The 24,361-nt window shown below is 35.3% G+C and carries 21 protein-coding genes; 10 read left to right on the plus strand and 11 right to left on the minus strand.

Annotated elements, in window-relative coordinates:
* Positions 1-624 precede the first annotated feature (624 nt).
* The 7 genes from ACFOWM_RS12685 to ACFOWM_RS12715 all read left to right on the plus strand — a co-directional run bounded on the left by ACFOWM_RS12685 (position 625) and on the right by ACFOWM_RS12715 (position 7,312).
* Positions 625-1,458 (plus strand): DNA adenine methylase, encoded by an 834-nt coding sequence (locus ACFOWM_RS12685; RefSeq protein ID WP_379710723.1) that lies wholly within the window; start codon positions 625-627, stop codon positions 1,456-1,458.
* A gap of 3 nt (positions 1,459-1,461) precedes the next feature.
* Positions 1,462-2,196: a hypothetical protein gene (locus ACFOWM_RS12690; RefSeq protein ID WP_379710725.1), complete on the plus strand. Its 735-nt coding sequence runs from the start codon at positions 1,462-1,464 to the stop codon at positions 2,194-2,196.
* A gap of 10 nt (positions 2,197-2,206) precedes the next feature.
* Positions 2,207-2,386 carry a hypothetical protein gene (locus ACFOWM_RS12695; RefSeq protein WP_379710727.1) on the plus strand — a complete coding sequence of 60 codons (180 nt, stop codon included), beginning with the start codon at positions 2,207-2,209 and terminating at the stop codon, positions 2,384-2,386.
* A 59-nt stretch (positions 2,387-2,445) separates the two neighbouring features.
* Positions 2,446-2,871 carry a DUF7226 domain-containing protein gene (locus tag ACFOWM_RS13945; protein ID WP_449267379.1) on the plus strand — a complete coding sequence of 142 codons (426 nt, stop codon included), beginning with the start codon at positions 2,446-2,448 and terminating at the stop codon, positions 2,869-2,871.
* Between the two features lie 690 nt (positions 2,872-3,561).
* Complete coding sequence (locus tag ACFOWM_RS12705) at positions 3,562-4,296, plus strand: hypothetical protein (RefSeq protein WP_379710731.1); 735 nt, start codon at positions 3,562-3,564, stop codon at positions 4,294-4,296.
* A gap of 612 nt (positions 4,297-4,908) precedes the next feature.
* Complete coding sequence (locus ACFOWM_RS12710) at positions 4,909-6,591, plus strand: sensor histidine kinase (RefSeq protein ID WP_379710733.1); 1,683 nt, start codon at positions 4,909-4,911, stop codon at positions 6,589-6,591.
* Positions 6,581-7,312 (plus strand): response regulator, encoded by a 732-nt coding sequence (locus ACFOWM_RS12715; protein ID WP_379710735.1) that lies wholly within the window; start codon positions 6,581-6,583, stop codon positions 7,310-7,312. Before ACFOWM_RS12710 ends, ACFOWM_RS12715 begins: the two co-directional genes overlap by 11 nt.
* A gap of 130 nt (positions 7,313-7,442) precedes the next feature.
* Here ACFOWM_RS12715 and ACFOWM_RS12720 read toward each other — a convergent pair whose 3' ends face one another.
* The 6 genes from ACFOWM_RS12720 to ribD all read right to left on the minus strand — a co-directional run bounded on the left by ACFOWM_RS12720 (position 7,443) and on the right by ribD (position 16,845).
* Positions 7,443-7,784: an MmcQ/YjbR family DNA-binding protein gene (locus tag ACFOWM_RS12720; protein WP_379710737.1), complete on the minus strand. Its 342-nt coding sequence runs from the start codon at positions 7,782-7,784 to the stop codon at positions 7,443-7,445.
* An 84-nt stretch (positions 7,785-7,868) separates the two neighbouring features.
* Complete coding sequence (locus ACFOWM_RS12725) at positions 7,869-13,616, minus strand: Ig-like domain-containing protein (protein ID WP_379710739.1); 5,748 nt, start codon at positions 13,614-13,616, stop codon at positions 7,869-7,871.
* 31 nt (positions 13,617-13,647) lie between these two features.
* On the minus strand, positions 13,648-13,998 hold the full coding sequence (locus ACFOWM_RS12730; RefSeq protein ID WP_379710741.1) for an Mpo1-like protein: 351 nt from the start codon (positions 13,996-13,998) through the stop codon (positions 13,648-13,650).
* Between the two features lie 2 nt (positions 13,999-14,000).
* Positions 14,001-14,900, minus strand: coding sequence for a PorP/SprF family type IX secretion system membrane protein (locus tag ACFOWM_RS12735; protein ID WP_379710743.1), 900 nt, complete (start codon positions 14,898-14,900; stop codon positions 14,001-14,003).
* 330 nt (positions 14,901-15,230) lie between these two features.
* Entirely contained in the window at positions 15,231-15,824 is a 594-nt protein-coding gene (locus ACFOWM_RS12740; protein ID WP_379710745.1) for an IMPACT family protein, read from the minus strand.
* Positions 15,811-16,845: a bifunctional diaminohydroxyphosphoribosylaminopyrimidine deaminase/5-amino-6-(5-phosphoribosylamino)uracil reductase RibD gene (gene ribD / locus ACFOWM_RS12745; RefSeq protein WP_379710747.1), complete on the minus strand. Its 1,035-nt coding sequence runs from the start codon at positions 16,843-16,845 to the stop codon at positions 15,811-15,813. Before ribD ends, ACFOWM_RS12740 begins: the two co-directional genes overlap by 14 nt.
* 63 nt (positions 16,846-16,908) lie before the next feature.
* Here ribD and prmC point away from each other — a divergent pair, with 63 nt between their 5' ends.
* Positions 16,909-17,760, plus strand: coding sequence for a peptide chain release factor N(5)-glutamine methyltransferase (prmC, locus tag ACFOWM_RS12750; protein WP_379710749.1), 852 nt, complete (start codon positions 16,909-16,911; stop codon positions 17,758-17,760).
* Here the strand turns inward: prmC and ACFOWM_RS12755 are convergent.
* From ACFOWM_RS12755 to ACFOWM_RS12775, 5 genes are all read right to left on the minus strand, one after another.
* The gene (locus ACFOWM_RS12755) at positions 17,744-18,151 is read right to left on the minus strand and encodes an ExbD/TolR family protein (RefSeq protein ID WP_379710751.1); all 408 of its coding nucleotides are present in this window, start codon (positions 18,149-18,151) and stop codon (positions 17,744-17,746) included. The genes prmC and ACFOWM_RS12755 overlap by 17 nt on opposite strands.
* Positions 18,152-18,205: 54 nt before the next feature.
* Positions 18,206-18,883, minus strand: a complete 678-nt coding sequence (locus ACFOWM_RS12760; RefSeq protein WP_379710753.1) for a MotA/TolQ/ExbB proton channel family protein — start codon at positions 18,881-18,883, stop codon at positions 18,206-18,208.
* A 154-nt stretch (positions 18,884-19,037) separates the two neighbouring features.
* Positions 19,038-19,967 carry an SPFH domain-containing protein gene (locus ACFOWM_RS12765; RefSeq protein WP_379710755.1) on the minus strand — a complete coding sequence of 310 codons (930 nt, stop codon included), beginning with the start codon at positions 19,965-19,967 and terminating at the stop codon, positions 19,038-19,040.
* 84 nt (positions 19,968-20,051) lie between these two features.
* Positions 20,052-21,302, minus strand: coding sequence for a peptidase T (pepT, locus tag ACFOWM_RS12770; RefSeq protein ID WP_379710757.1), 1,251 nt, complete (start codon positions 21,300-21,302; stop codon positions 20,052-20,054).
* A 257-nt stretch (positions 21,303-21,559) separates the two neighbouring features.
* Positions 21,560-21,991 (minus strand): FKBP-type peptidyl-prolyl cis-trans isomerase, encoded by a 432-nt coding sequence (locus ACFOWM_RS12775; protein ID WP_379710759.1) that lies wholly within the window; start codon positions 21,989-21,991, stop codon positions 21,560-21,562.
* A 174-nt stretch (positions 21,992-22,165) separates the two neighbouring features.
* Between ACFOWM_RS12775 and ACFOWM_RS12780 the strand changes: the two genes are divergently transcribed.
* Both ACFOWM_RS12780 and fmt read left to right on the plus strand, forming a co-directional pair.
* Positions 22,166-23,395, plus strand: coding sequence for an exo-beta-N-acetylmuramidase NamZ family protein (locus ACFOWM_RS12780; protein WP_379710761.1), 1,230 nt, complete (start codon positions 22,166-22,168; stop codon positions 23,393-23,395).
* Between the two features lie 14 nt (positions 23,396-23,409).
* Positions 23,410-24,348: a methionyl-tRNA formyltransferase gene (gene fmt / locus ACFOWM_RS12785; protein WP_379710763.1), complete on the plus strand. Its 939-nt coding sequence runs from the start codon at positions 23,410-23,412 to the stop codon at positions 24,346-24,348.
* Positions 24,349-24,361 lie beyond the last annotated feature (13 nt).

Below are 24,361 nucleotides of genomic sequence, written 5' to 3' on the forward strand. Positions count from 1 at the left end.
TTAATTCATTATTCATAATTAACATACTTCAAACGTAATCCGTAATTTTTCATTCGTAATTAAATCATTCAACATTCAACATTCATCATTCATCATTCTGCATTCATAATTCTGCATTCCTAATTCAGTTAAACAAAATAAAAAAGGCTATTAAAACCCTCGCCATCAGATTTGCAATCTAACGCAGTATTTTTAATAGCCTAAAAGCAAATATAAACGCTATTTTAAAAAGTTACCTATTAAAGTAAAATAATTACAACATTTATAATCTAACCAAAAATTGTAAACTAATATTGTGCTGTACTAACCACACTTAAAATAGCATATTTGGTTTTTAGCATTCCAAATGGTGGTTTTTCTTTTTTGAGTCCAAATAGTTTTTTAATTCTATTATTTGTTGCAATTTATTTTTTTATAAAGCAGGCAGTTTACCATTAGAAATTGAAAATTTCAAATTATTAAATACCTAGGTTATTTGGGAGGTAACCCAATATCAAATTAGTAAGTTGCGTTAACCTGTGTTTTAAAACATACATTACAATAAAAAGTTATTATAAATTTGATTACCTAAATACAAAACTATTATATTGCATACTAAAATGTTTAGCACGGAAATATTTAAAAATGGCGAATAAAAATAAATTAGTTACTCCTTTTTTAAAGTGGGTTGGTGGCAAAAGACAAATTATGCCTTCAATAATTAAATTAATGCCTAAAAATATTGGCACCTATAATTACGTAGAGCCATTCATTGGTGGTGGTGCAGTCCTTTTCCACTTGCAGCCAAAAAATGCTATAATCAATGATTACAATGCAGAACTAATTAATGTTTATAATGTTATAAAAAATAACTTAAACGAACTCATTACTGATTTAAAACAGCACCATAATACCCCTGAATATTTTTATAAAATTCGTGGTTTAGACAGAACAATAGATTTTAACCAATTAACACCCATTCAAAAAGCTTCACGAATAATTTATCTTAACAAAACTTGTTTTAACGGGCTTTATAGAGTAAATAATGCAGGTGAATTTAACGCACCTTTTGGAAGATATAAAAAACCTAATATTATTAATGAACCAACATTAAAAGCGGTAAATAAATTTTTAAATTCCAATAACATTATAATAAATAGTGGCGATTATTCAGATGTACTAAAACAAACAGATGAAAAATCTTTTGTTTATTTAGACCCCCCCTATCATCCAATTTCAGAAAGTTCAAACTTTACAGGCTATGTACAAGGTGGTTGGAATATGTACGATCAAATTGAACTTAGAAAAGCTTGTGATGATTTAACTGCTCGTGGTGTAAAATTTCTACTTTCTAATTCATCAGCTGACTTCATAAAAGACCAATATAAAGACTATAGAATTAGTATTGTAAAAGCTAGCCGTGCTATAAATTCAGACGCAGCAAATCGTGGTGAAATCAAATATAAATTAGCTTCTTAAAATATGAAACAATACGAAGCAGTTATTAATACAATTGAAAGCCTTGGTGGGATTGCTACACTGGGACAAATAAATCAAGAAATTTTTAAAGTAAAGGAATGCGAATGGAAAACAAAAACACCATATGCAAGTATAAGAAGGATAGTACAGCTAGATAAAAATATTTACAAGATTAAGCCCGGGTTATATGCTCTCGTAAAATACAAAGGCAAATTCGAAAAGCAGGGTATTATAGCAGAAGAAACAAATTCAAATTTACCGGAAAAGTTCGTAGAATTCAATCATTCATATTATCAAGGACTTCTTTTAGAAATTGGAAACATGAAAGGTATGTCTACTTACGTTCCTGCTCAAGATAAAAATAAGTTGTTTCTTACAAAGACTTTAGGTGAAATTTCATCATTAGATAAAATGTTAGCTTTCTCATATGATGAATTGGTTAATAGAGCGAAAACAATTGATGTTATTTGGTTTAATGAAAGAAAATTACTTTCATCCGTTTTTGAAGTAGAGCATTCTACTGATATACAGAACTCACTTTTAAAATTTAACGACTTACAGGATTTTTACTCTCAATTTTACATAGTAGGTTCTAAACTCAGAAATGAGGAGTTTATAAAAAAAATCAACTACTCATCATTCAAAGAAATAAAAAATAGAATTAAATTTATTGACTATCAATTTGTTTCAGACTTACACACTAAGATGTATGAATTAAATACTATAGGTAATCTTTAATTAAAAACAAATGGAAAATATATTTACACTAGAAGAAGTGGAAAAATTGGTAAAAAATGCATACGAAGTTGGCTTTTGTGATGGCATTGATAGTATTGAGATTGAAAAAACCAATTATTCCAACTCAAATGATTTTTGGAAAAAAAATATTAAGGATTGGATTGCAAAAGAAATTTCATACATAGTCTAAAGTTTGTATAGTGCAACCAAATATCCATAATTCCACAAGCTGATAGTTTTGAAAGAGTAATTAATCTTTGTGAACTTATAAAACAAAAAGGAACAATAACAAAAGAAGAAATTACTCAAAACTATGACTTTGATTCAAGGCAAACTGACTATTATTCTAACGCAGGTAAGTATTTAGGTATTTTAGAAATTGGAAGAGAAAACGGACAAATTGTTTGCTTTTTGACTGATAGAGGCAAACGAGTTTTTAATTTATCTATAATTGACAGACAGAGTGAATTTGTTAAACTGATAGTATCACATTCAGCATTCAAGCAAACTTTAAAAATTTGTCTTGATAATGGTGAAATGCCAACTAAAGATGAGATTGTAGAAATTATGAAACATTCGAAATTACATAAAGTTGGATCAGACTCTACCTTTTACAGAAGAGCTTCTACAATAACAGGTTGGATAAATTGGATATTAAACCAAATAGAAGAATAATTCCATCACTCAGCTTTGGTTCATCTACTCACAAACCTACCTATGTATAAGCATATGGTTAAATAAAATTTTCCACCTATGCACAACAGCCATTACAACAATAGCAGCCAAAAAAAAATATATAGCTGTAAAGCAGTAGTACTATTCCATAGAGGGTATCGGGTCATTGGTATACACCGCTTTTTTCAAAAAGAAATGCGGCTAACATTATTTACAACTCCAATTTTTTTGCCGCAGGTAGCTTTATAATACCCACTAAACTTCACCATCAGTTCCCCATAAATGAAACCATAATATTCATCATTCAACATTCATCATTCAACATTCATCATTCATCATTCATCATTCAACATTCATCATTCCTCATTTATCATTCAACATTCCTCATTCATCATTCCTCATTCATCATTCAACATTCATCATTCATAATTCTGCATTCATCATTCTGCATTCATCATTCTGCATTCATCATTCTGCATTCATCATTCTGCATTCATCATTCCTCATTCAACATTTAACATGCATAAATCAACATTCATAAATCAAAATTCATCATTGTGCATTCCTCAATGATAATTCATAACTCATAATTTATATTTATACCACATTCAATCACCCAAAAAAACTGTTTAAAGCGTACCACACACACTCATTCGTAATTATTTAATCACCCATAAAAACATGTAAACTATGGCAAGTACATCAGAGACAGGGCATGCAAAAAACGTAGCAGCCTTTAGTACACTCATCACTTATGTAAATGGTTTTGGCACCAATTACAACCCCTCAAAAACAGTTATGAAGCTGCCGCAGCTTCAGCAAAAATTGTTAGAGGGCACCAACAGCATTAATGCCGTAAGCACCACGGTAAGTACTTTAAACAAAAGCATAAACGAAAGGGTAGCTTTATTTAATGAAATGAAAGCGTATGCTTTACGAGTGCTTAACAACCTCAAAGCATCAGAAGCATCAAAAGAAACCCTGGCCGATGCTGCTAGCATTATGCGAAAACTAAGAGGCAAAAGGGCAAGTAGTAAACCCACAGCACCTACCGACCCTAATTTACCAACACCCAAGGTTAACAGCACCAGCCGATTATCGTTCGATAATATGATTGAGCATTACAATAACCTTTTACAAATTGTAAATAAAGAAACCAGCTACAGCCCAAATGAAGCCATACTCAGCAGCACCACTTTTGAAAGTAAAATTGCTGAGTTAGTAGCAAAAAACAATGAAGTGGTACAAATGCAAGCCAACAGCAGTAATGCTAGGGTTACTCGTAACGAGGTATTGTACCACCCTACTACCGGTATAGTAGCTGTTGCTAATGATATTAAGTTGTACATAAAAGCATTATTTGGTAACACTAGCCAACAGTATAACCAAGTAAAAGGTATAACTTTTAGGGCCGCACCCATGTAATGAGCAAAGTTTTAAAATTAAAAAAGCGGTAGTTACACTAACTACCGCTTTAATATATAAACCACACAATAAAAACGAATAACTACCTCCTGCAAAAAGTGAACTACCCCCTGCAAACAGTGAACTACCTCCTGCAAACAATGAACTACCCCCTGCAAACAGTGAACTACCCCCTGCAAACAGTGAATTACCTCCTTCAAAAAGTAAACTACCCCCTGCAAGCAGTGAACTACCCACTGCAAAAAGTGAACTAGCCCCTGCAAAAAGTGAACTACCCCCTGCAAACAGTGAACTACCCCCTGCAAAAAGTGAACTACCCCCTGCAAACAGTGAACTACCCCCTGCAAAAAGTGAACTACCTTCTGCAAAAAGTGAACTACCCCCTGCAAACCTTCATTCATCATTCATCATTCATCATTCATCATTATAAAAAAAAAGGGTGCATAGAAATGCTCCCTCGTTTTAAAATTCAATATCCCTATGAAAAACCAAAGCGAAAATAATAGCTACAAAAACCTATTGCAAATAAATGAGTGCGAATGCCCGTTTTTTGAGGTCGAACAAGTTTTTGTATGCCTATAGAGGTGGTATCTTTGTATAAATTTTAAGTTTTTGACCCCCATAAAATATTACATACCATTGTTGTTAGTAGTGCTATTGAGTAACTGCAAACAAAAACCGCTCAAACTGAGCAATCCTACCGCCTACACAAAAGATTGTACCCAAGTAGTAAATTATATTGTAAAAGGCAACAAAGTATATGCTGAAAAATCAGGCTACGAAGCTTTTGCAAAAAGCATGTTGTTTTACGATTCGGCCTACCAAATAGCCCAAAAAAGTAATGATACTTTACTTATTGGCGCCAGTTATTTTGCCTTAGGCAGAGCATACGATGCATGGAATAAAGATCCTCAAAAAACCATTGCCTATTACAGCTTAGCTGCAAAGTATTACGAAAAATTACCCGATAGGTTGTACAGGGCTTTATATTTAAAACATTTGGTAGCACATGCGTATGATAAAGTGCATGATAGTGCTAACACGGTAAATACCATTAATCAGTTGTATAATCAAATTAAAGTACTGCCAGATAGTATTTTAAAAACACTCGATTTTACTACTGAAATGGCCCTCATTTGTACCGAAGTAAAAAACTATGATTTAGCAACACACATTTTAACAGATATTAGTAGCAAAATCGATATCAAAAACGACCCCGAAACCTACGATTACCTAAACCATTATTACCTTACAAAAGCTAGGTTAGCCGTATACAATGATAAATTAACCCACTCCCCTTATATTGATTCGCTTGAAAAAGTATTACAAAATACCAAAAATATAAGCGACAGTAATTACTACATCGAAAACTTAAGAGAATTATTTAGAGCCACCAACAATACCAATAAATGGCAATTATACAGCGATCTTAATCGCCAAACATTTTACAAACTCAATGCCCCAACAGGTATTTTGAGCATGCAAAAAACCATCAACCAAATTGAAAATAGCGCCATACAACGTGAAATTGAATTACGCAAAGAGCAAGTAAAAACCAGAAATACCTATGGTGCTGTATTATTATTATTTCTGCTCATCATTTCTGCCCTTACCATTTTTTTATACCAACGTGGTAAAGAAATTAAAAAAAGCCGAAACCAACTTTATAACTCAAATAAAGATTTAGCCTCAAAAAATTTACAAAACGAATTACTCAATAAAGAAATTCACCACCGTATTAAAAATAACCTTCAAATTATTTTAAGTTTGGTGTACATGCAAGAGCGTAATACCGATACTGATGAGGTAAAAAATAATATGCAAAGTATTCGCCTTCGTATCGAAAGCATATCTAACCTGCACCAACAGTTAATGGAGCAAACAGATAACATCGATTTAAATAAGTATGTGCAACTATTAGTCACCAATGTATCTAACCTTTTGGGCGATGAAAAAAAAATCATCAATCACTTACAAATACAATCCATTCAAGTATCGCAAAAAATTAGTTTCCCTTTAGGGCTTATCATTAATGAATGGATCACCAACTCAGTAAAATACGCTAAGCCAACTAACGATTACCTTGAGCTTTTTATCAACATTTACAACGGTAACAATCAAATTACAGTGCAGTATCATGATAACGGTATAGCACAAACACAAAAACCTATTACAAAATCACTCGGGTTAGATATTGTGCAACTCCTTTGCAGCCAACTCAATGCACAACTCACTACCAATCCACAAAATATTTTCGATTACACTTTACAAATTCCTTTAAGTGATGGAGAATAATATACATATACTAATTGTGGAAGATGAAGCCCTCATTGCCCAAAACATAAAAATGCAGTTAGAAGACCTTGGTTATAACATAGCCAATGTTTGCTATACTTACAACACCGCTATTCAAAGTATTAATAACACCACTTTCGATGTATTGATTACTGATATTAACTTAGGCAACGGTATCGATACAAAAAGCGGTATACAAGTAGCACAAGCATTAAGAGCAAATGGCGATAAACCAATCATTTTTTTAACCGCTTTTAGCGATGTTGATACTATTAAAAAAGCTGCAGCAGTAAAACCATCAGCTTACTTAGTAAAACCAATTAATGAAGCTAGTTTATTTGCAGCCATTCAAATTGCGGTTGATAATTTTAATAACAACAAAGTACCACAAGCTAACGAACCTGCAACACCAGCCTACTTTTTTGTAAAACAAGGCGGTAAAATGTTTAAAATTTGGTGGGATGATGTGTACCACTTAGAAGCAGTAAAAAACTACGTAAAAATTAGTGCTAAATCACAAACTGGCAGCATATTAATGAGGGGTTCATTACAACATTTTTTATCACAAATGGTACCGCCATCACATAAAAATCAATTTGTACGCATCAATAGGTCTGAAGCAATTGATAAAAAAATCATCAAAAGCATTGACAAAGATTCTATTGAAACCATTTATGGCGAATTTAAAATTAGTGCAGAGTTTGGTATAAACGCCTTATAAAAAATATGGGGGCTGTTGCCATTTAAGCCGCCATCAACATTTGTTCCGGCTATTCGCTTTACCTCCACCGCCGCAGCGGTTACGGTGCCGCTACTATCCGGCAGCCCATCAACAATCAACCTAATTTCAGCTATTTTTTATTGCTTTTACCAGTCTTTTTATTAACCAATGCATAGCTATCATCAATCATTTTTTTAACCAACGTACTATTAAGTTGTTGCGGTAACACGGTATTCCAATGTTGCTTATTCATATGATAACCAGGTATTACAACATCAGGGTATTGCTCTCGTAATGCAATAGCTTCATCAGGGTCGCACTTTACATTCATCGTTAAGGGTATAGCATCCAAAGCCAACAATAAAAACATTTTATTGTGTAATTTAAATACCAAAGTTTGTGGTCCAAATGGGCATTCTTCTATAACCCCTTCTTTCCCCAATGCATATAAACGAAGTGCTTCTACATTCATAACATTATTACAATTTACAATCTAAATTATAAGAAAACAGCCCCTTCATTACAAAGAGGCTGTCATTTTGGTCAGTTATAAGATTTATCTTAAAACGGTAACATCAGTTTTTACAAAACGTTTAGTACCATCAAATAAAGTGAACTCAATTACTGCATAATAAGTACCATCTGGTACAGGTTTACCTTTATAGGTACCATCCCAAGTATTTGTATAATTTTTTGATTCAAATACCTTGCTACCATACCTGTTAAATACATTCACCAATACACTATTTGGTTTTAAACAAACTGCTTGGTCGTAAACTTTCCAAGTATCGTTAATACCATCACCATTTGGTGTAAATGCATTACGAACATTTATACAGTTTATAATTACAGTAACCGTCATGTTATCAGATTTTGAAGGACATAAGTTCGTCGGATCTGACACTGTTAATGTGTAAATAGTAGTTTGTAAAGGATTAGCAATTGGGTTAAGTATCGTAGCACTTGTTAATGCTAATGGTCCATTAGCCGTCCATAAATAGTTAGCACCAGTAGTTGCAGTACCAGCTAAAGTGGTACTTAAACCATAACCAATGTTTACATCCGGACCAGCATCTACCGTTAAAGCAGGCGTAATATTTACAGCAATTGCTGCACGTGGTCCTTCACAGGTACCTGTACTTTGGCTCACATAATAAGTAGTACTACCCACTGTACTTGTTGATGGTATTGGTGCAGTTGCACTACCTGTACTACCAGTTGCAGTGGTATACCATAACAAATTAGTACCTGTTGCTGTTAAAGCAGTGGCAGTTGTACCTTGGCAAATGTTTACTGGTGTAACTACTGTTGGTGCACCCGGTGTAGGGTTAACAGTAACAACAACAGCTGCTCTTGGTCCTTCGCATGAGCCATTAAATTGGCTTGCATAATATGTAATAGTACCTGGTGTAGCTGTTGATGGTGTTGGTGCTGTTGTGCTACCAGTACCACCAGTAGCGGTTGTGTACCATAACACACCATTACCAGTTGCAGTTACTGGCACTGCAGTAGCACCTTGGCAATACACCACTGGTGTGGTTACGCTTGGTGCAGTTGGTAATGCAGTAACATTAACAACAATTGCAGCTCTTGGTCCTTCACAAGTACCTATTGTTGAGCTCACATAAAAAGTAGTACTTCCACCCGCTGTCGTTGATGGCGTAGGTGCTGTTGCACTACCAGTTCCGCCAGTCGCAGTTGTATACCATAACAAGTTTGTACCTGTTGCTGTTAAAGGAACTGCAGTTGCATTTTGGCAATATGCAATTGGAGAAGTAACCGTAGGTGCATTAGGTGTAGCATTTACTGTTACCACTATTAATGCCCTAGTACTTTGACAGTTACTTGCATTGGTTTGTGTTACATAATAATTAGTGCTTCCTACAGTTGTTGTACTTGGTGTTGGCGCTGTTGCACTACCTGTACCACCTGTTGGTGTTGTATACCACAACAAGTTTGTACCTGTTGCAGTTAATGGAACTGCGGTAGCACCTTGACAATATACCACAGGTGTCGTTACGGTTGGAGCCGCAGGTGTTGCATTAACAGTTACTGTTATTAACGCTCTTGGTCCTTCACAAGTACCATTTGTAGCGCTTACATAAAAATTAGTGTTACCAACAGTAGTAGTTGAAGGGGTTGGCGCTGTTGCGCTACCTGTACCACCTGTTGCTACTGTATACCATAACAAGTTGGTGCCTGTTGCAGTTAATGGAACAGCCGTAGCACCTTGACAATATACTACAGGACTCGTAACTGTTGGAGCTACAGGGGTTGCTGTAACATTAACAGTAATTGGTACTCTTGCACTTGGGCAAGCACCCGTTTGTTGTGTTACATAAAATACAAACGTACCAGCAGTAGCCGTTGAAGGTGTAGGTGCAGTTGTACTACCTGTACCACCAGTTGCAGTAGTATACCACAATAAGTTAGTACCTGTGGCACTAAGTGGAACTGCTGTTGCACCAGTACAGTAAGCTACAGGCGAAACAACTGTTGGGTTTGGTGATGCAGCATTAATTGTAACAATAATAGAAGCTCTAGGACTTTCACATGTTCCTATCGTTTGACTTACATAGTAAGTAGTTGAGCCTACGTTAGCAGTTGATGGTGTCGGTGCAGTAGTGCTTCCTACTCCACCAGTTGCTCCAGTGTACCACAACAAATTAGTACCCGTTGCAGTTAAAGCTGTAGCAGTAGCACCTTGACAATATGAAATAGGTGAAACTACAGTAGGAGCTGGAGTTGTAGATGGTGTAACATTTACAACAATTGCCGATCGTGGACTTTCACATTGCCCTGCAACTTGACTAACATAATAAGTAGTAGTACCAATAGTCGCTGTTGTTGGTGTCGGTGCAGTTGTACTTCCAGTACCACCTGTTGCAGCTGTATACCATAACAATGTATTTGTACCAGTTGCGGTAGCTGTTAGTGGAGTAGCTGTTGAATTTTGACAATAATTAACAGGGCTTGTTACTGTTGGAGCAGCAGGCGGGTTGGTTACAATTAAAGTTGTTGCACCAGAACATACCACACTTCCAGCTGTACTAGTAACAGTATAAGTATAGTTACCTGGTGCAGTAGGAGCTACTATACCAGTAGGATTTTGTTGTGTTGAAGTAAATCCGTTTGGCCCTGTCCAACTAAAAGTTGAACCAGGCAATGCGGTAGCAGACAAATTAAATGTACCACCACCTGCACAAATAGGACCATTGTTAAATGCATTGGTATTACAAACAATATTACAGTTAGTTGCGCCTACATTACCTGTAGTGGTATTAAAACTTATAGTACCAGCACCGCCATTAAAGTTAGTTATTAATACAACGTACCACTGTCCAACAATTGAATTTGGTATTGTAATGGTTTCAACTGCTGCTGTTGAGTAGCTACAACTAATTGGAGTAATACCTGCTGCTGCAATTTGTGTACAACCATCAGCTTGGCTGGTAAATGGCCCCCATGCTGCATAATCCACATCAATACCAGCACCAGCAGTATTTGTTTGGCTTACTTGAAATACTAGGTTACCAGGTGAAGATACTTGGAAAGCGAACCAAGTTGGGTTTGGTGTACTACCTAAACAACCATACACACCTCCGCCACCTAAACTTGGTTGATTTGTAACGCTTGGATAAACCACACCTGATGTACTACAGAATGGATTACCAGAGCTACAAACAGCACCTGGGCCAGGGGTACCAATACAAATATTAAATGTAGCTTCTGTACCATCAGTTGTTTCTGTAAATACCCTCACATAATAAGTATTACCTGGTGTTAAAGTACTTAAATTTATTACGTTAGGATCTGCCGCAGTACAAGCAATTTGAATTAAATTTCCACAAGTACCAGAATATACAGCTGTAGCCATGTTAGTAGTTGTACCAGTAACATTTAATAAACTTACTGTATGATTATTGCTTGTAGCAACAAACGAGTACCACACATCATCATCCCATGAATTGGTGACACCACATGTTGGAAAAGGAGTTGTATTTGATAAAGTTGCTCCAGCTGTTGAACCTAACACCGTATTACCACACAATTGATTAGCATTTACAGGTAACGATATTGCACCTGTACAATTATCATTTGCTGGTGGTGGTGGTGGTGTACCAATGCAAATATTAAATACGGTTTCTGTGCCAACTGTTGTAGAAGTTGAAAAAACCCTTACATAGTAGGTGTTACCTGGTATTAAGCCTGTTACATTATATAAATTAGTACCGTTACATATAAGTTCTGTTAAAGCCCCACAAGTACCACTGTAAACTAAACTTGTAATAGCAGTTGTAGTACCAGTAACGTTTAAGAAACTAATTCTATGAGAAGTGTTTGTTGCTACAAAAGAGAACCAAACATCATCGTTAGCACCAGTTGCGTTACATGATGGAACAGGAACACCTGTTGTTAAAGTAGCACTTGTTAATGTGGCTAATGTGGTTGTACCACATAAATAATTAGGATTAACTGTTAAACTAATTGCACCAGTGCAGTTATCGTTAGATGGTGGCGGTGGCGGTGTACCAATACATAAATTAAAAGTAGTTTCCGTGCCAATAGTCGGATCAGTCGAAAATACCCTTACATAGTAAGTATCACCTACAGTTAAACCTGTTACATTATATTGATTTGTACCATTACATGCTAATTGAACCAAGCTACCACAAGTACCACTGTAAACTAAGCTTGTAATAGTGGTTGCAGAGCCTGCAATGTTTAGAAAGCTAATACGGTGTTCCGTATTAGTTGCTATAAATTTAAACCATACATCATCATTTGCACCACCTGCATTACAGCCTGGGGCTGGTACAGTTGCAGGTGAAGGCGTTGCACTAGTTAATATACCAGGTGTTACACTACCACATAAATAATTTGGATTAACAGGTGCTGAAATAGCGTTTATACAATCATCATTAGCAGGTGGTGGAGGTGGAGTTCCTATACACAAAGTAAAATCTGTTGTAGTACCCACAGTAGCAACAGTTGAATACACTCTTACATAATAAGTAGTACCCGGTGTTAAACCTGTTACATTATATTGATTTGTACCATTACATGCTAATTGAACTAGAGCATTACAAGTTCCGCTATATACTAAACTAGTGATACCAGTTGTAGTGCCAGTAACATTTAAAAAACTTATTCTATGTTCAACATTGGTAGCTACAAATGAATACCAAACATCATCATTTGCACCTGTAGCGTTACAGCCAGGCGCAGGTACACCTGTTGAACCAGTAGCACTTGTTAATGTACCGGAAATTGTATTTGTACAGCTGTAGCCAGCATTCACTGGGGCATTTATTGCTCCAGTACAGTTATCATTGGCTGGCGGCGGCGGTGGAGTACCAACGCATATATTAAAGTTTGCTGTAGCGTTTGATGTAACATTTGTATACACTCGTATGTAGTAAACAGTACCGGCAGTTAAGCCTCCTAAATCTAATGTATTACCAGCAACACAACCTATTTGTGTTAAGCTAGTACAATTACCGCTATAAGCTGCTATCACCATGGCAGTTGAGCCACCAGTAATATTCAATAAAGAAACTCTATGGGTAGCTCCTGTTGCTGTAAAGGTGTACCAAACATCATCATTTTGGGCGCCTGCTACCGCACATGTAGGAATCGGAGTATTGGCAGATTGTGTAGCGTTTAATGTTGTACCCCCAGTTACTGTAGTACATGTAAGATTACTATTTACGGTTAAATTAGTTGCAGCAGTACATTCATCGTTAGATGGAGGAATATTCGCAGTAACACATATACCAAAAGTACCAGTTTCACCACCAAAACCCCACATTCGTATATATATTACAGTACCTGCAGGTTGGTTAACTGTTAACCTTGGCATACCTGGATTAGTACTACCATCGTCAGAACAACCAATTTCTGTCATAGTTAAGTTAGGGCAGTTACCTGTTGCAGTATATAAGGACATACCACCATCTGACATACCAATATTTCTAGTATCTACAGTAATTGCAGTTGCGCTTGTTGGTACAGTAACAGTAAACCAAACATCAGCATCTGTAAAATTGGCACAAGTAGGGTTAGGTATACCAGTTGTGGTAGAATTACTAGCATCTACGTTTGTGAAAGTTTGGTAAGTACAAGCAGCATTGGGTGTAAGTGCAATTGCACTTATTGTGGTTGCATTACATGGTTCATCATTAGTGGGCACTTGCGCAAAAGCTTGCGAAATACCCAATAAAATGAAAGCAAGTAACATAACCTGTTTTGCTCCCACTTCTAAGTTAACCAACTGTTTTTTTAGTTTGGTATAAATGTACATAAGTAAGTATTTATTCTTTTTTATTCTATTTCTAAAAACGCTTTTCTTTTAATTTATTTGAATTTTGTAGCTGTTCGTCAATTTTGCCTGTTAGCATATGCCAAAACATTACAAAATCACCTGCTAAACTATATAATGGGTAAGTGAATGTTGCAGGCTTATTTTTTTCTATAAAAAAATGACCAATCCAAGCAAATCCATAACCTACCAAAGGTATAAATAATAAGGCCCACCATTTTTGTAACAAAATTGAAATCAATAGTATCAAAATCAATAAAGTTGTTCCACAAAAATGCAATAACCTATTCTTCTTATTAGCATGTTCCGTAAGATAGTACGGATAAAACTGGCTAAAACTTTTATATGCTTTGTTAGATGCCATATTTATTTTTTCAAATCGAACCTCAAACCAATTTCATGTGCACCTGATCCGCCATCATAAATGCTAATTGGTGTATTGTATGCATCATAACTATAAGACAAACTTAATTTATCAGCAATTTTAACCCCTGTTTGCAAACTGTACAATTGATTCACTTTGTAAATTACAGCCACCCAAAGCTTATCTTGATAATCTAACTTAACACCAGCTTCAAACTCTGTTGGTGAATTTTGGATAAACCTCACCAATGCATTAGGAATTAAATATATATCATCGCCAGTTTGTATTTTATAATTTGCTTGCAAGTTATAGTGACGGTACAATCTACCATTCAATTTTGAATTTGGCACATCTGCTAATTGCAATTTAGATTGTATTAACTGGCTAACTGCTGCCCCAGCGCTCAATTTACCATTAGTATAATAAACACCAGCACCAGCATCAAAACCAAATTTTGAAGAAGCACCCCCTAATGCAGGATCGTTACCTAATGCACTTAAAATTTTACCCTTATCAATAGCATACTGTAAGCCACGTAACTCAATACCTAAACCTAATTTATGTTTTTCATCTCTTGAGATAATGTGCTTTGAATAAGCTAATTGTACACCGGTTCTACTGGTTGGCCCCGTTTCATCTCTGTAAACATATCCACCAATACCAGCTTTTAACTTTTCCAAATTAGCATCGCCATACACCATATAAGTACGAGGATTACCAGGAAAAGAAGCCCATTGACTTCTATATGATACTCCCACCATGTTAGCATTAGAAATACCAGCTGCACCAGGGTTTAAAAAGGAGTTGTGTTGTAGATATTGACTCATGAAATGTAGCTGTTGGGCACGAACATTTAATGAAAAAACCGCCAATAATAACAAAGGGAGTAAAATTTTTTTCATGTTTTTTAAATTAGAATTTCGCTTTAAAGTTATAAAAAAATGTTAAACGGCTTTCTTTTTTGGAAAAAATCTTTTACACATTAAAATAAACTGGAAGATTATACGTTGTCCACAAAAAATAGGAGATTTTTAACCCCCAAAAAGCGAAATTTGCGAATATATTATGGGTTTATGAATAACTTTGATACACTCAAACTTCATACTAGCATAGTAAATAGCTATTCATATACCCTTTTTGGTAGATGACTTAAAATGCACTGTTGGAAAATTGATAAAAAATAAAGTTGTTTCAATGAAAATATGTAGCGTTTTATTTCAAAATAACAGCCTTTAGACCATCACTTCCACATTTCTTAAATTTTTTAAACGATACAACACTTCTTCCTTACGTTCTTCGGGTACACCTACTTTTATGGTTGAAAACAGTTGATTTTCTTGCGATACAATTACGCAACTGTTTGCTTTTAAAATTATTAAAATATCATTTTGCTGAGTATAATCAAACTGAATATGGCAATAATACAACACTGGTTTACGTACAATGGGTACTACTTGCAAAGCCATAGCTGCGGTTGATTTATAGGCATTTATAAGCCCCGATACACCTAATAATGTACCACCAAAATAACGTACCACTACAACCAATACATCTGTTACTTCTTTACTATCAATTTGTCCCAAAATTGGCTTACCAGCACTACCACTAGGCTCTCCATCATCACTGCTCCTAAAAGTATTACCATCGTTACCAATACGATAAGCAAAACAAAAGTGCACTGCTTTTGGATGTTCCTTTTTGAGTTGACTTAAAATACTTTTTAATAAACCTACATCGGCAAATGGAAAAGCATATGCTATAAACTTACTCCCTTTATCTTTAAACTCAGCCACAGCTTCTTGCTCAATAGTATTATAATAGCTCATTATTTAAATTTGAATAATAACAAATGTTATCTGTTTGTATAGTTTGGATATTGACTAATTGGTGATTTTTTAAAATAGGACTAGTAATACCCCTATGTATTTGTAAATGTGTATTGGTGATTACAATGGCTTCATCCCACATACCTGCATCAATAAAACTTTGTAATGTTTTGGAACCACCTTCAATAATGATACTGTTAAGTTGTTGCTGGTAACAAAATGTAAAAACACTATCCATATAATTTTGATCAGCATCTACTTTTACCCACTGCACATTTAGTTGATAATCATTTTTTATTTTATTAAAAATGATTGTCGGTGTAGTGCCATCGTAAATATGTGCATCGTTACCAATCTTCAGTTGTGGATCAATGATGAGCCGTGTAGGATGCTTCCCTATCCATTTACGGGTATTAAGTTGAGGGTTATCATTTATTACGGTAGTACTTCCTACCAAAATAGCAGCCTCTGTTGCCCGTAATTGATGTACCAATCGGTTACTATATTCATTTGAAATATGTATAGGTATACCACCATCTCCTGCAATAAATCCATCGTTGGATTGTGCCCATTTGAGTAAAACGAAGGGTCGTTTTTTTTGATGAAATGTAAAGAAACGTTTATTAAGTGTAACACATGCGCTTTCTAAAACACCTACAACAACAGCTACCCCAGCCGCTTGTAACTTTTGTATGCCTGCACCATTTACTTTTTCAAAAGAATCCGTACAACCTACGACCACTTTTTTAATTTGACGTTGCAAAATCAAATCAACACATGGTGGTGTTTTTCCATAGTGTGCACAAGGCTCTAAGGAAACGTACAATATAGATGATGAAATTAAATGTTGCAGCTGCTCCGGTACCGCATTAATACAATTCACTTCTGCATGGGCTTGTCCAAATTGCTGATGGTAACCTTCGCCAATAATAGTATCATTATACACCAACACCGCACCTACCATTGGGTTGGGTGCTACATAACCAGCACCCTTTAATGCCAATTGTATACAGCGTTGCATATATTTTTGATGCCCTATCATCTATCAAAAATACGCATCAAAAAATAAAGTAAGTTTGCTGCAATGACAATTAAAGCATTTCAGCAATATTTTAGGGAGCAGTTACATACCATTTACTCCAGCAATGAAGCACATATTATAACGCAGGCAGTATTCAAAAAAATAGGAAAACTTAGTAGTACTGATATTGTTTTAAAAGCCGAAGAAATGATTGGCGGTGAATTAAAAAACCTTTTAAACTATGCATTACAAGCACTTTTACAACACAAGCCTTTACAATATGTGTTGGGCGAAGCCCATTTTTATCACTTACTTTTTGAAGTAAATGAAGCTGTTTTAATACCACGACCAGAAACCGAAGAATTGGTAGCATTGGCGATTGACATTATCAAAAAAAATAATTTTAAATCAATGATTGATGTAGGTACTGGTAGTGGCTGCATACCCATCAGCATCAAAAAAAACTGTACCGAAATTACCGTTTCAGCCATTGATGTAAGTGAAGCTGCCTTAACATTAGCCAAAAAAAATGCTGTAACAAATGAAGTAATTATCAATTTTAAACAAATTGACTTTCTGCAAACAGAACAACTTCAGCAACTCCCAAAAGTTGATATTATAATTAGTAACCCACCTTATATACCCATCAACGAAAAAGCAACGATGACTACCAATGTAACAGCGTATGAACCAAATATTGCTTTATTTGTTCCACAAGAAAGACCGCTCATTTTTTATGAGCAACTTGCATTATTTTCGCAAACGCATTTGAACACTGGTGGACAAATTATCGTTGAAATTCATGAAGATTTAGCGACGGAAACAGCTGCTGTATTTGCACCACAATACAACGTTCAAATTGTGAAAGATATGCAAGAAAAAAATAGAATGTTAGTGATTACTCAGTACCCGTAACGGTTGCTGAGGTACTTGCCCCTAACTTACGAGCCACTTTCATTACCCTCACAATTTCGCCCCATTGCGATACCGAATCAGCATTTATTACCACGGCTGGTTTAATGCTATCACCTTCATTAATATATTTTCGTAAAACCGATTCTAAAGAATCAGGCATAATTTTTTTTGAGCCTACAAAAATATTTTTATCCTTATCAACACTCACCACTACACTTTGTTTTTGCTTGGTATCACTTTTGGCTTTGGGCACACTCATTTTTATAACATTAGGGTTAGCCAATGTTGATATCATTAAAAAGAACATCAATAATATAAATAAAATGTCGTTCAGCGGACCAGTATCTACTTCTGAATGTTCATCTCTTAATTTATTTTTACGTAAACCCATTTGGTGTTATTGGAATGATGAATGGAGATTTTTTTTGATTGATGCTTTATGTAATTACCTAGTTGGCTCCTGCAAAATATCAATAAACTCACTACTTGCAGCTTCCATTTTATTGGCTACCCTATTAATTTGGGTATCTAAAAAACTATAGCCTAAATAAGCTAACATCCCAATAATTAATCCACTTGCAGAGGTAATCAATTTTATGTACATCGCATCTGCAATTTGACTAATAGAAGGGTTGCTAATGGTTGCAAAATCTTTTAATAATATTACTAAACCAACAATGGTACCCACAAAGCCAAACAATGGAGCAATACGAGCAATAACTGCAAGTATATTGATGTTTTTTTCCATTTTATACAACTCCAATTTTCCAACATTCTCCATACTCTTTTCAATGGCATCAATTGGTTTGCCAATACGCTGTATACCCTTATCAATCATTCTACTAACGGGTATGTCCTTATTTTTTGCAAGACTTCTAGCACCTGCAATATTACCTGTAGTAATTTGATCTCTTATAATGCTCATAAAATTATCATCAGCTGTACTTGCCTTTTTTATAACCAGCCAACGTTCAATAAATACATATACAGCTAGCGCAAATAAAATACCCAATGGTATCATAATGGGACCACCCTTGCTTAACATACCAAATACCGTTTCAGTTTTTGCTGTGGTGGCTGCTACAGCTGCTGCACTATCTACCTGTAAAAAAATATCAAACATATGAGGTTAAAATTTCAATGGAAGTAAGTAATAATAATTTAATTCAACTGCAATAAAACGAAAGTTTTATATACTAGCACCAAACATTTTGTTAATTGTAAAAATAACAAAAAATGCCCCGATTTAATCGAGGCATTTTTACACATAATTTTTATTATTTTTTGGGTTGCTCCATTTGTTGCATCGCCATAATTTGTCGCATGGTTTTTTCCATACCTTCACTACTACCATCTAAGAAAATAACGTTGCCTTTTCCATATTCTGCAAAGTTTTTAATGGCTTCTGTCCACATACTAAATAAAATAACATTGGTATCTAAATTAGCCTGTTTCATTTCAGCAGCAGCTGAGCTCATACCCTTTGCAACTTCTTCTCTAAACAATGCAACACCTTGGCCACGTAGCTGTGCTGCCTGACGCTCGGCTTCTGCAGCAATTTTTATAGAGTTACCTTCAGCCTCAGCAGCTTTTGTTTTTGTAATTAATAAAGCCTGACCCTCATTTTCAGCAGCTGCTTTTAAGTTATTACTTGCTACTACTTTGCTCATGCTTTGTATAATAGCTTCATCAAACGTAATATCGTTAATTTGTAAATCTTGCAAATGATAGCCCCAACTTTCTAAAGTAATATCAACTTGTTCTTTTACATTTTCAACAATATCTCTACGAACGTTGAGTACTTCAGCTTGTTTTTTTTGTGATACAAAGGCACGAATACTTCCTTCTACTGTACGTATCATTGCCTGCATTAAATCTTTATCGCTAATGAATTTGAATGCTACATTTTTAATAGTTTCTTCATCAACATTTATAACTGAATATAACAACATTGATTTAAAGTACACATTTGCCTGATCGATTGTTACGGCTTGAAATTCTAATTCAACCGAACGGTTTTGAATACTTACCCTTTTATAAATTTGTTCTAAAAAAGGTATTTTAAAGTTTAAACCCGGGCGCATAATTCGTTGGTATTTACCAAACATAGTAATAACACCAATGGTACCTTGGTTAATGGTTACAAAACACCCAAATAAGGCTAGTGCCAATAAAATGAGCCACCAATAAGAAATTAAAAAATCCATAGCAGTATAGTTTATTTAAAGCAATTTAGTGAATAAAAACATATTAGTATTGGTAATATTACAAATGGTAATTTAAAATTGATGTTAGGCATTCTCTTCCCAAATCATACATAAGTGCACAATGGTTTCTGCTGCTTTCAACATATCATTAACACCTATCCACTCTTGTTTACCATGTATGTTTTGCATACCAGTAAAAATATTGGGACAAGGCAGCCCCATGTAACTTAACCTACTACCATCTGTACCGCCTCTTATGTTTTCTTGTATTACTTGTAAACCACTGCGTTCAATAGCTTTTGCGGCATTGGCCACAACAGCTGGGTATTGGTCCAATACTTCTTTCATATTACGGTACTGCTCTGTTTGCACATACTCCATTGTTGCACCTTTATATTTGCCTACCACCACTTCGGCAATGGCTTTAAGTCGGTTATGGTGTGCTACTAAACCTTCTCTTGTATAGTCTCTTACAATAAAGCCAATAGTCGTTTTTTCAGCAATACCATTTAATGAAACGGGGTGCACAAAACCTTGTCGTTTTTCAGTTGTTTCTGGGCTCCATTCATCGGTAGGCAAAGCCGCCAAAATTTCTCCAGCAATTTTTAAAGCATTTACCAATTTACCTTTTGCATAACCTGGGTGAGCAATAACGCCATTGATAATGATGCTTGCCCCATCAGCACTAAACGATTCATCTTCCAAGCTGCCAGCTTCGCCACCATCAAGCGTATAACCAAACTGTGCCCCTACTTTTTCCATATCAATTTTGGCTACTCCTTTACCCACTTCTTCATCTGGAGTAAACACAATTTTTATATCTCCATGTAAAATTGTTGGGTTACTAATTAAATATTGGGCTGCTTGCATAATAATTGCAACACCACTTTTATCATCAGCACCTAACAATGTATCGCCACTGGCTGTAATAATATCGCCACCAATATGTTGCTGTAAATAAGGTGATTTTTTTATAGATAATACCTGAGTAGTATCTTTCGGCAATACGATATCGTTGCCATCATAATTTTTATGCAATATTGGTTGTACGTTGGTACCGCTACAATCTGGTGCGGTATCAACATGGCTACAAAAACATATTGCTGGCACATTACTTTTTGTGGTGTTTGCAGGTATGGTAGCGTATACATAACCAAATGCATCAAGCTCCACTTGCTGGGCGCCCATAGCTTTTAGCTCTTCAGCCAATATTTTACTTAAATCTTTTTGCTTTTCAGTTGTGGGAAAGGTGCTGCTTTCAGGGTCGCTTTGCGTATCAACTTGTACATACCGCATAAAACGTGCTACCAAAGCCTCTTTATCAATTACAATCATGTATTCAAAATTTTGAAAAGTGAAATTACGTATATCTATCGCAAAAAAATAATTGTTATGCCGTGCCCGCCACCAAGCATTTATCAATTATTAATAGTTGTAACTGGCGGGCCGGGCTATTCGCTATTACTCCGGCACAATGCCCTGCCACATAGCTTCACCGGGGTAGCCGCTGCTATCCCTCACGGATGGTGCAAAGTGCAATAAAAAAGCCTACCGTATGTTACGATAGGCTTTTTTTCTATTATATTATATGATTAAGCTCCAATAGAAACCAACTCAATATCAAACACTAACTCTTTACCGGCTAAAAAATGATTCGCATCTAAAATAACTACATCTTCTCTCAACTCTTTTACCACAACCGGGAAAGGTTGACCTTGTTCGTTACTTAACGTTAATTGTTGACCTACTTCTAATTTCATTTCAGCAGGTACATGTTCTTTCGGAAATTCAATGATGGCTGTTTCATCTGTTTCGCCATAAGCATCTTTTGCTGCAATGTTGATCGTTTTTTTATCACCAACATTCATACCCGGCAATGCGGCATCAAAGCCAGCAATCATTTGCCCAGCACCTACTGTAAACTCCAATGGTTCACGACCAATTGATGAATCAAATTGCTCACCATTTGTAAGCTTACCTGTGTAATGTACTTTAACCACATCACCGCTTTTTACCTCTGCCATAATTGTAATTTTTATTTTTAAATTTTTATTGGCTTGCAATATAATTAATATGAACTTGCCACCTTTAAAAATATAGCTCAAATTTGAGGTTTAATATTGCCTTAACACATAAATACCGCTATTTTGTAATGAAATCAAATTTTTAATGTGTTTTAATGCACCACAAATTATCATATGAAAAAAATACTTCTATTTACTTGCATAGCAGTCATATTTCATTGTAGGGCCAATGCTCAACAACAAATAGCCACAGGTGCTGATAGAATTGACATATGGCTACCCTACTTAAAAGGCAAAGCAGTAGCCGTTTTTGCTAACCAAACCAGTGTAATTGGTAAAACGCATTTGGTTGATTCACTCATTAAAAGAGGTGTAAAAATTGTAAAAATATTTGGTCCAGAACATGGTTTTAGGGGCAAGGCTGATGCTGGTGAACATGTACAAGATGGTATTGATACTAAAACGGGGCTACCTGTTATTAGTTTGTATGGCGATCATAAAAAACCAACACCCAGTGATTTGAAAGATGTTGACATTGTAATTTTTGATATTCAGGATGTAGGTGTGCGTTTTTATACCTTTATTTCATCGCTTGAGTATGTTGTAGAAGCTTGTATTGAAAATCACAAACCACTCCTTATTTTAGATAGACCTAACCCCAATGGCTTTTATGTAGATGGCCCCGTTTTAAAACCTGCATTTAAAAGTTTTGTAGGGATGCAGCAAGTACCAATTGTATATGGTATGACGATAGGTGAATATGCCTTAATGCTTACTGGCGAAAAATGGTTATCAGCAAAAGCCAATGAAATCAACAGTTACAACATCAAAACAAGACCCACCAACGATACACCCTTTCATATGCAAGTTATAAAATGTGTAAACTACACACACAAAACATTGTATACGCTACCAATAAATCCATCACCTAATTTAAAAGAGATGCAGGCTATATATTGGTACCCTAGCACTTGCTTTTTTGAAGGCACTGTGTTGAGCGAAGGTAGGGGAACTGATCACCCATTTCAATATATTGGTCACCCAAGTTTACCTAAAAATTTATTTGCATTTACACCTATGCCAAATGAAGGTGCAAAAAATAGTAAATGCTTCAACCAAGTGTGTTATGGTGTAAATATAACAGGAACAACCAATGAGGTATTACAACAGGTTAATCATCAAATTCAATTAAAATATTTAATAAGTTTATACAAACAATTTCCTGCAAAAGACAGTTTCTTTTTACCCAATAACTTCTTCAATAAATTAGCAGGTAATGATGTACTTATGCAACAAATAAAAAAAGGAATGCCTGAAGCCGCCATCAGAAAAACATGGCAAAAAGATTTAGCGAAATTTAAAGCCATTAGAAAGAAATATTTACTATACCAAGATTTTGAATAACGATAAAACAAAACATGTTGAAAGATTTTAAAGACCTACGCATTGTATTTATGGGTACACCTGATTTTGCTGTAGCATCATTAGATGCTTTGGTACAAGCTGGTGGTAACATTGTAGGCGTTGTAACAGCCCCAGATAAACCTGCAGGCAGGGGAATGCAATTGCAACAAAGTGCAGTAAAAAAATATGCCGTTGCTCATAATTTGTTGGTGTTACAACCAGAGAAATTAAAAAATGAAGCATTTATTGAAAGCTTAAAAAATTTAAATGCAGATGTGCAAGCTGTAGTGGCATTTAGAATGTTACCAGAAGTTGTTTGGAACATGCCACCAATGGGCACCATTAATGTACACGGCTCTCTATTACCACAATATAGGGGTGCAGCCCCTATTAATTGGGCTGTTATTAATGGTGAAGCATTTACAGGCGTAACCACTTTTAAGTTGCAACACGAAATTGATACTGGCGATATTTTATTATCAGAAAAAATTAGCATCAAAGAAAACGATACAGCCGGTAACATTCATGATCAATTAATGCATATAGGAGCTCAATTATTAGTAAAAACATTGCAAGGTTTAGCTAGCAATTCTATTGTGGAAGTACCGCAAAGTAGTATTGAAGGGCCATTACAACATGCACCCAAAATATTTACCAGCACCTGCCAAATTGATTGGAACAAAACCAATGATGAAGTTTATAATTTAATAAGAGGATTAGCGCCCTACCCCACTGCGTTTACCCATTTAAATGGTAAAACATTAAAAATAAATGAAGCTATTAAAGTAGATGAAAAGCCAACAATTGCAATTGGCGATTATAAAACCGACGAAAAAAATTATTTATATTTTGCTACAGCCACAGGCTATATTAGTGTAACACAATTACAATTGGAAGGTAAAAAACGGATGGACGTAAAAGAGTTTTTAAGAGGCTATCGATTTAATAAATAAAAAAAAGTCCACT

Source organism: Ferruginibacter yonginensis (genome assembly GCF_042651465.1).
GTDB lineage: Bacteria > Bacteroidota > Bacteroidia > Chitinophagales > Chitinophagaceae > Ferruginibacter > Ferruginibacter yonginensis.

Coding starts and splice junctions, on each gene's coding strand:
- ACFOWM_RS12695 (WP_379710727.1), top strand. CDS start 2,207: ATGGAAAATATATTTACACTAGAAGAAGTGGAAAAATTGGTAAAAAAT.
- ACFOWM_RS12705 (WP_379710731.1), top strand. CDS start 3,562: ATGGCAAGTACATCAGAGACAGGGCATGCAAAAAACGTAGCAGCCTTT.
- pepT (WP_379710757.1), bottom strand. CDS start 21,302: ATGATTGTAATTGATAAAGAGGCTTTGGTAGCACGTTTTATGCGGTAT.
- ACFOWM_RS12765 (WP_379710755.1), bottom strand. CDS start 19,967: ATGGATTTTTTAATTTCTTATTGGTGGCTCATTTTATTGGCACTAGCC.
- ACFOWM_RS12775 (WP_379710759.1), bottom strand. CDS start 21,991: ATGGCAGAGGTAAAAAGCGGTGATGTGGTTAAAGTACATTACACAGGT.
- ACFOWM_RS12735 (WP_379710743.1), bottom strand. CDS start 14,900: ATGAAAAAAATTTTACTCCCTTTGTTATTATTGGCGGTTTTTTCATTA.
- ACFOWM_RS12760 (WP_379710753.1), bottom strand. CDS start 18,883: ATGTTTGATATTTTTTTACAGGTAGATAGTGCAGCAGCTGTAGCAGCC.
- ACFOWM_RS12725 (WP_379710739.1), bottom strand. CDS start 13,616: ATGTACATTTATACCAAACTAAAAAAACAGTTGGTTAACTTAGAAGTG.
- ACFOWM_RS12720 (WP_379710737.1), bottom strand. CDS start 7,784: ATGAATGTAGAAGCACTTCGTTTATATGCATTGGGGAAAGAAGGGGTT.
- ribD (WP_379710747.1), bottom strand. CDS start 16,845: ATGCAACGCTGTATACAATTGGCATTAAAGGGTGCTGGTTATGTAGCA.
- ACFOWM_RS12740 (WP_379710745.1), bottom strand. CDS start 15,824: ATGAGCTATTATAATACTATTGAGCAAGAAGCTGTGGCTGAGTTTAAA.
- ACFOWM_RS12685 (WP_379710723.1), top strand. CDS start 625: ATGGCGAATAAAAATAAATTAGTTACTCCTTTTTTAAAGTGGGTTGGT.
- ACFOWM_RS12715 (WP_379710735.1), top strand. CDS start 6,581: ATGGAGAATAATATACATATACTAATTGTGGAAGATGAAGCCCTCATT.
- prmC (WP_379710749.1), top strand. CDS start 16,909: ATGACAATTAAAGCATTTCAGCAATATTTTAGGGAGCAGTTACATACC.
- ACFOWM_RS12730 (WP_379710741.1), bottom strand. CDS start 13,998: ATGGCATCTAACAAAGCATATAAAAGTTTTAGCCAGTTTTATCCGTAC.
- fmt (WP_379710763.1), top strand. CDS start 23,410: ATGTTGAAAGATTTTAAAGACCTACGCATTGTATTTATGGGTACACCT.
- ACFOWM_RS12690 (WP_379710725.1), top strand. CDS start 1,462: ATGAAACAATACGAAGCAGTTATTAATACAATTGAAAGCCTTGGTGGG.
- ACFOWM_RS12755 (WP_379710751.1), bottom strand. CDS start 18,151: ATGGGTTTACGTAAAAATAAATTAAGAGATGAACATTCAGAAGTAGAT.
- ACFOWM_RS12780 (WP_379710761.1), top strand. CDS start 22,166: ATGAAAAAAATACTTCTATTTACTTGCATAGCAGTCATATTTCATTGT.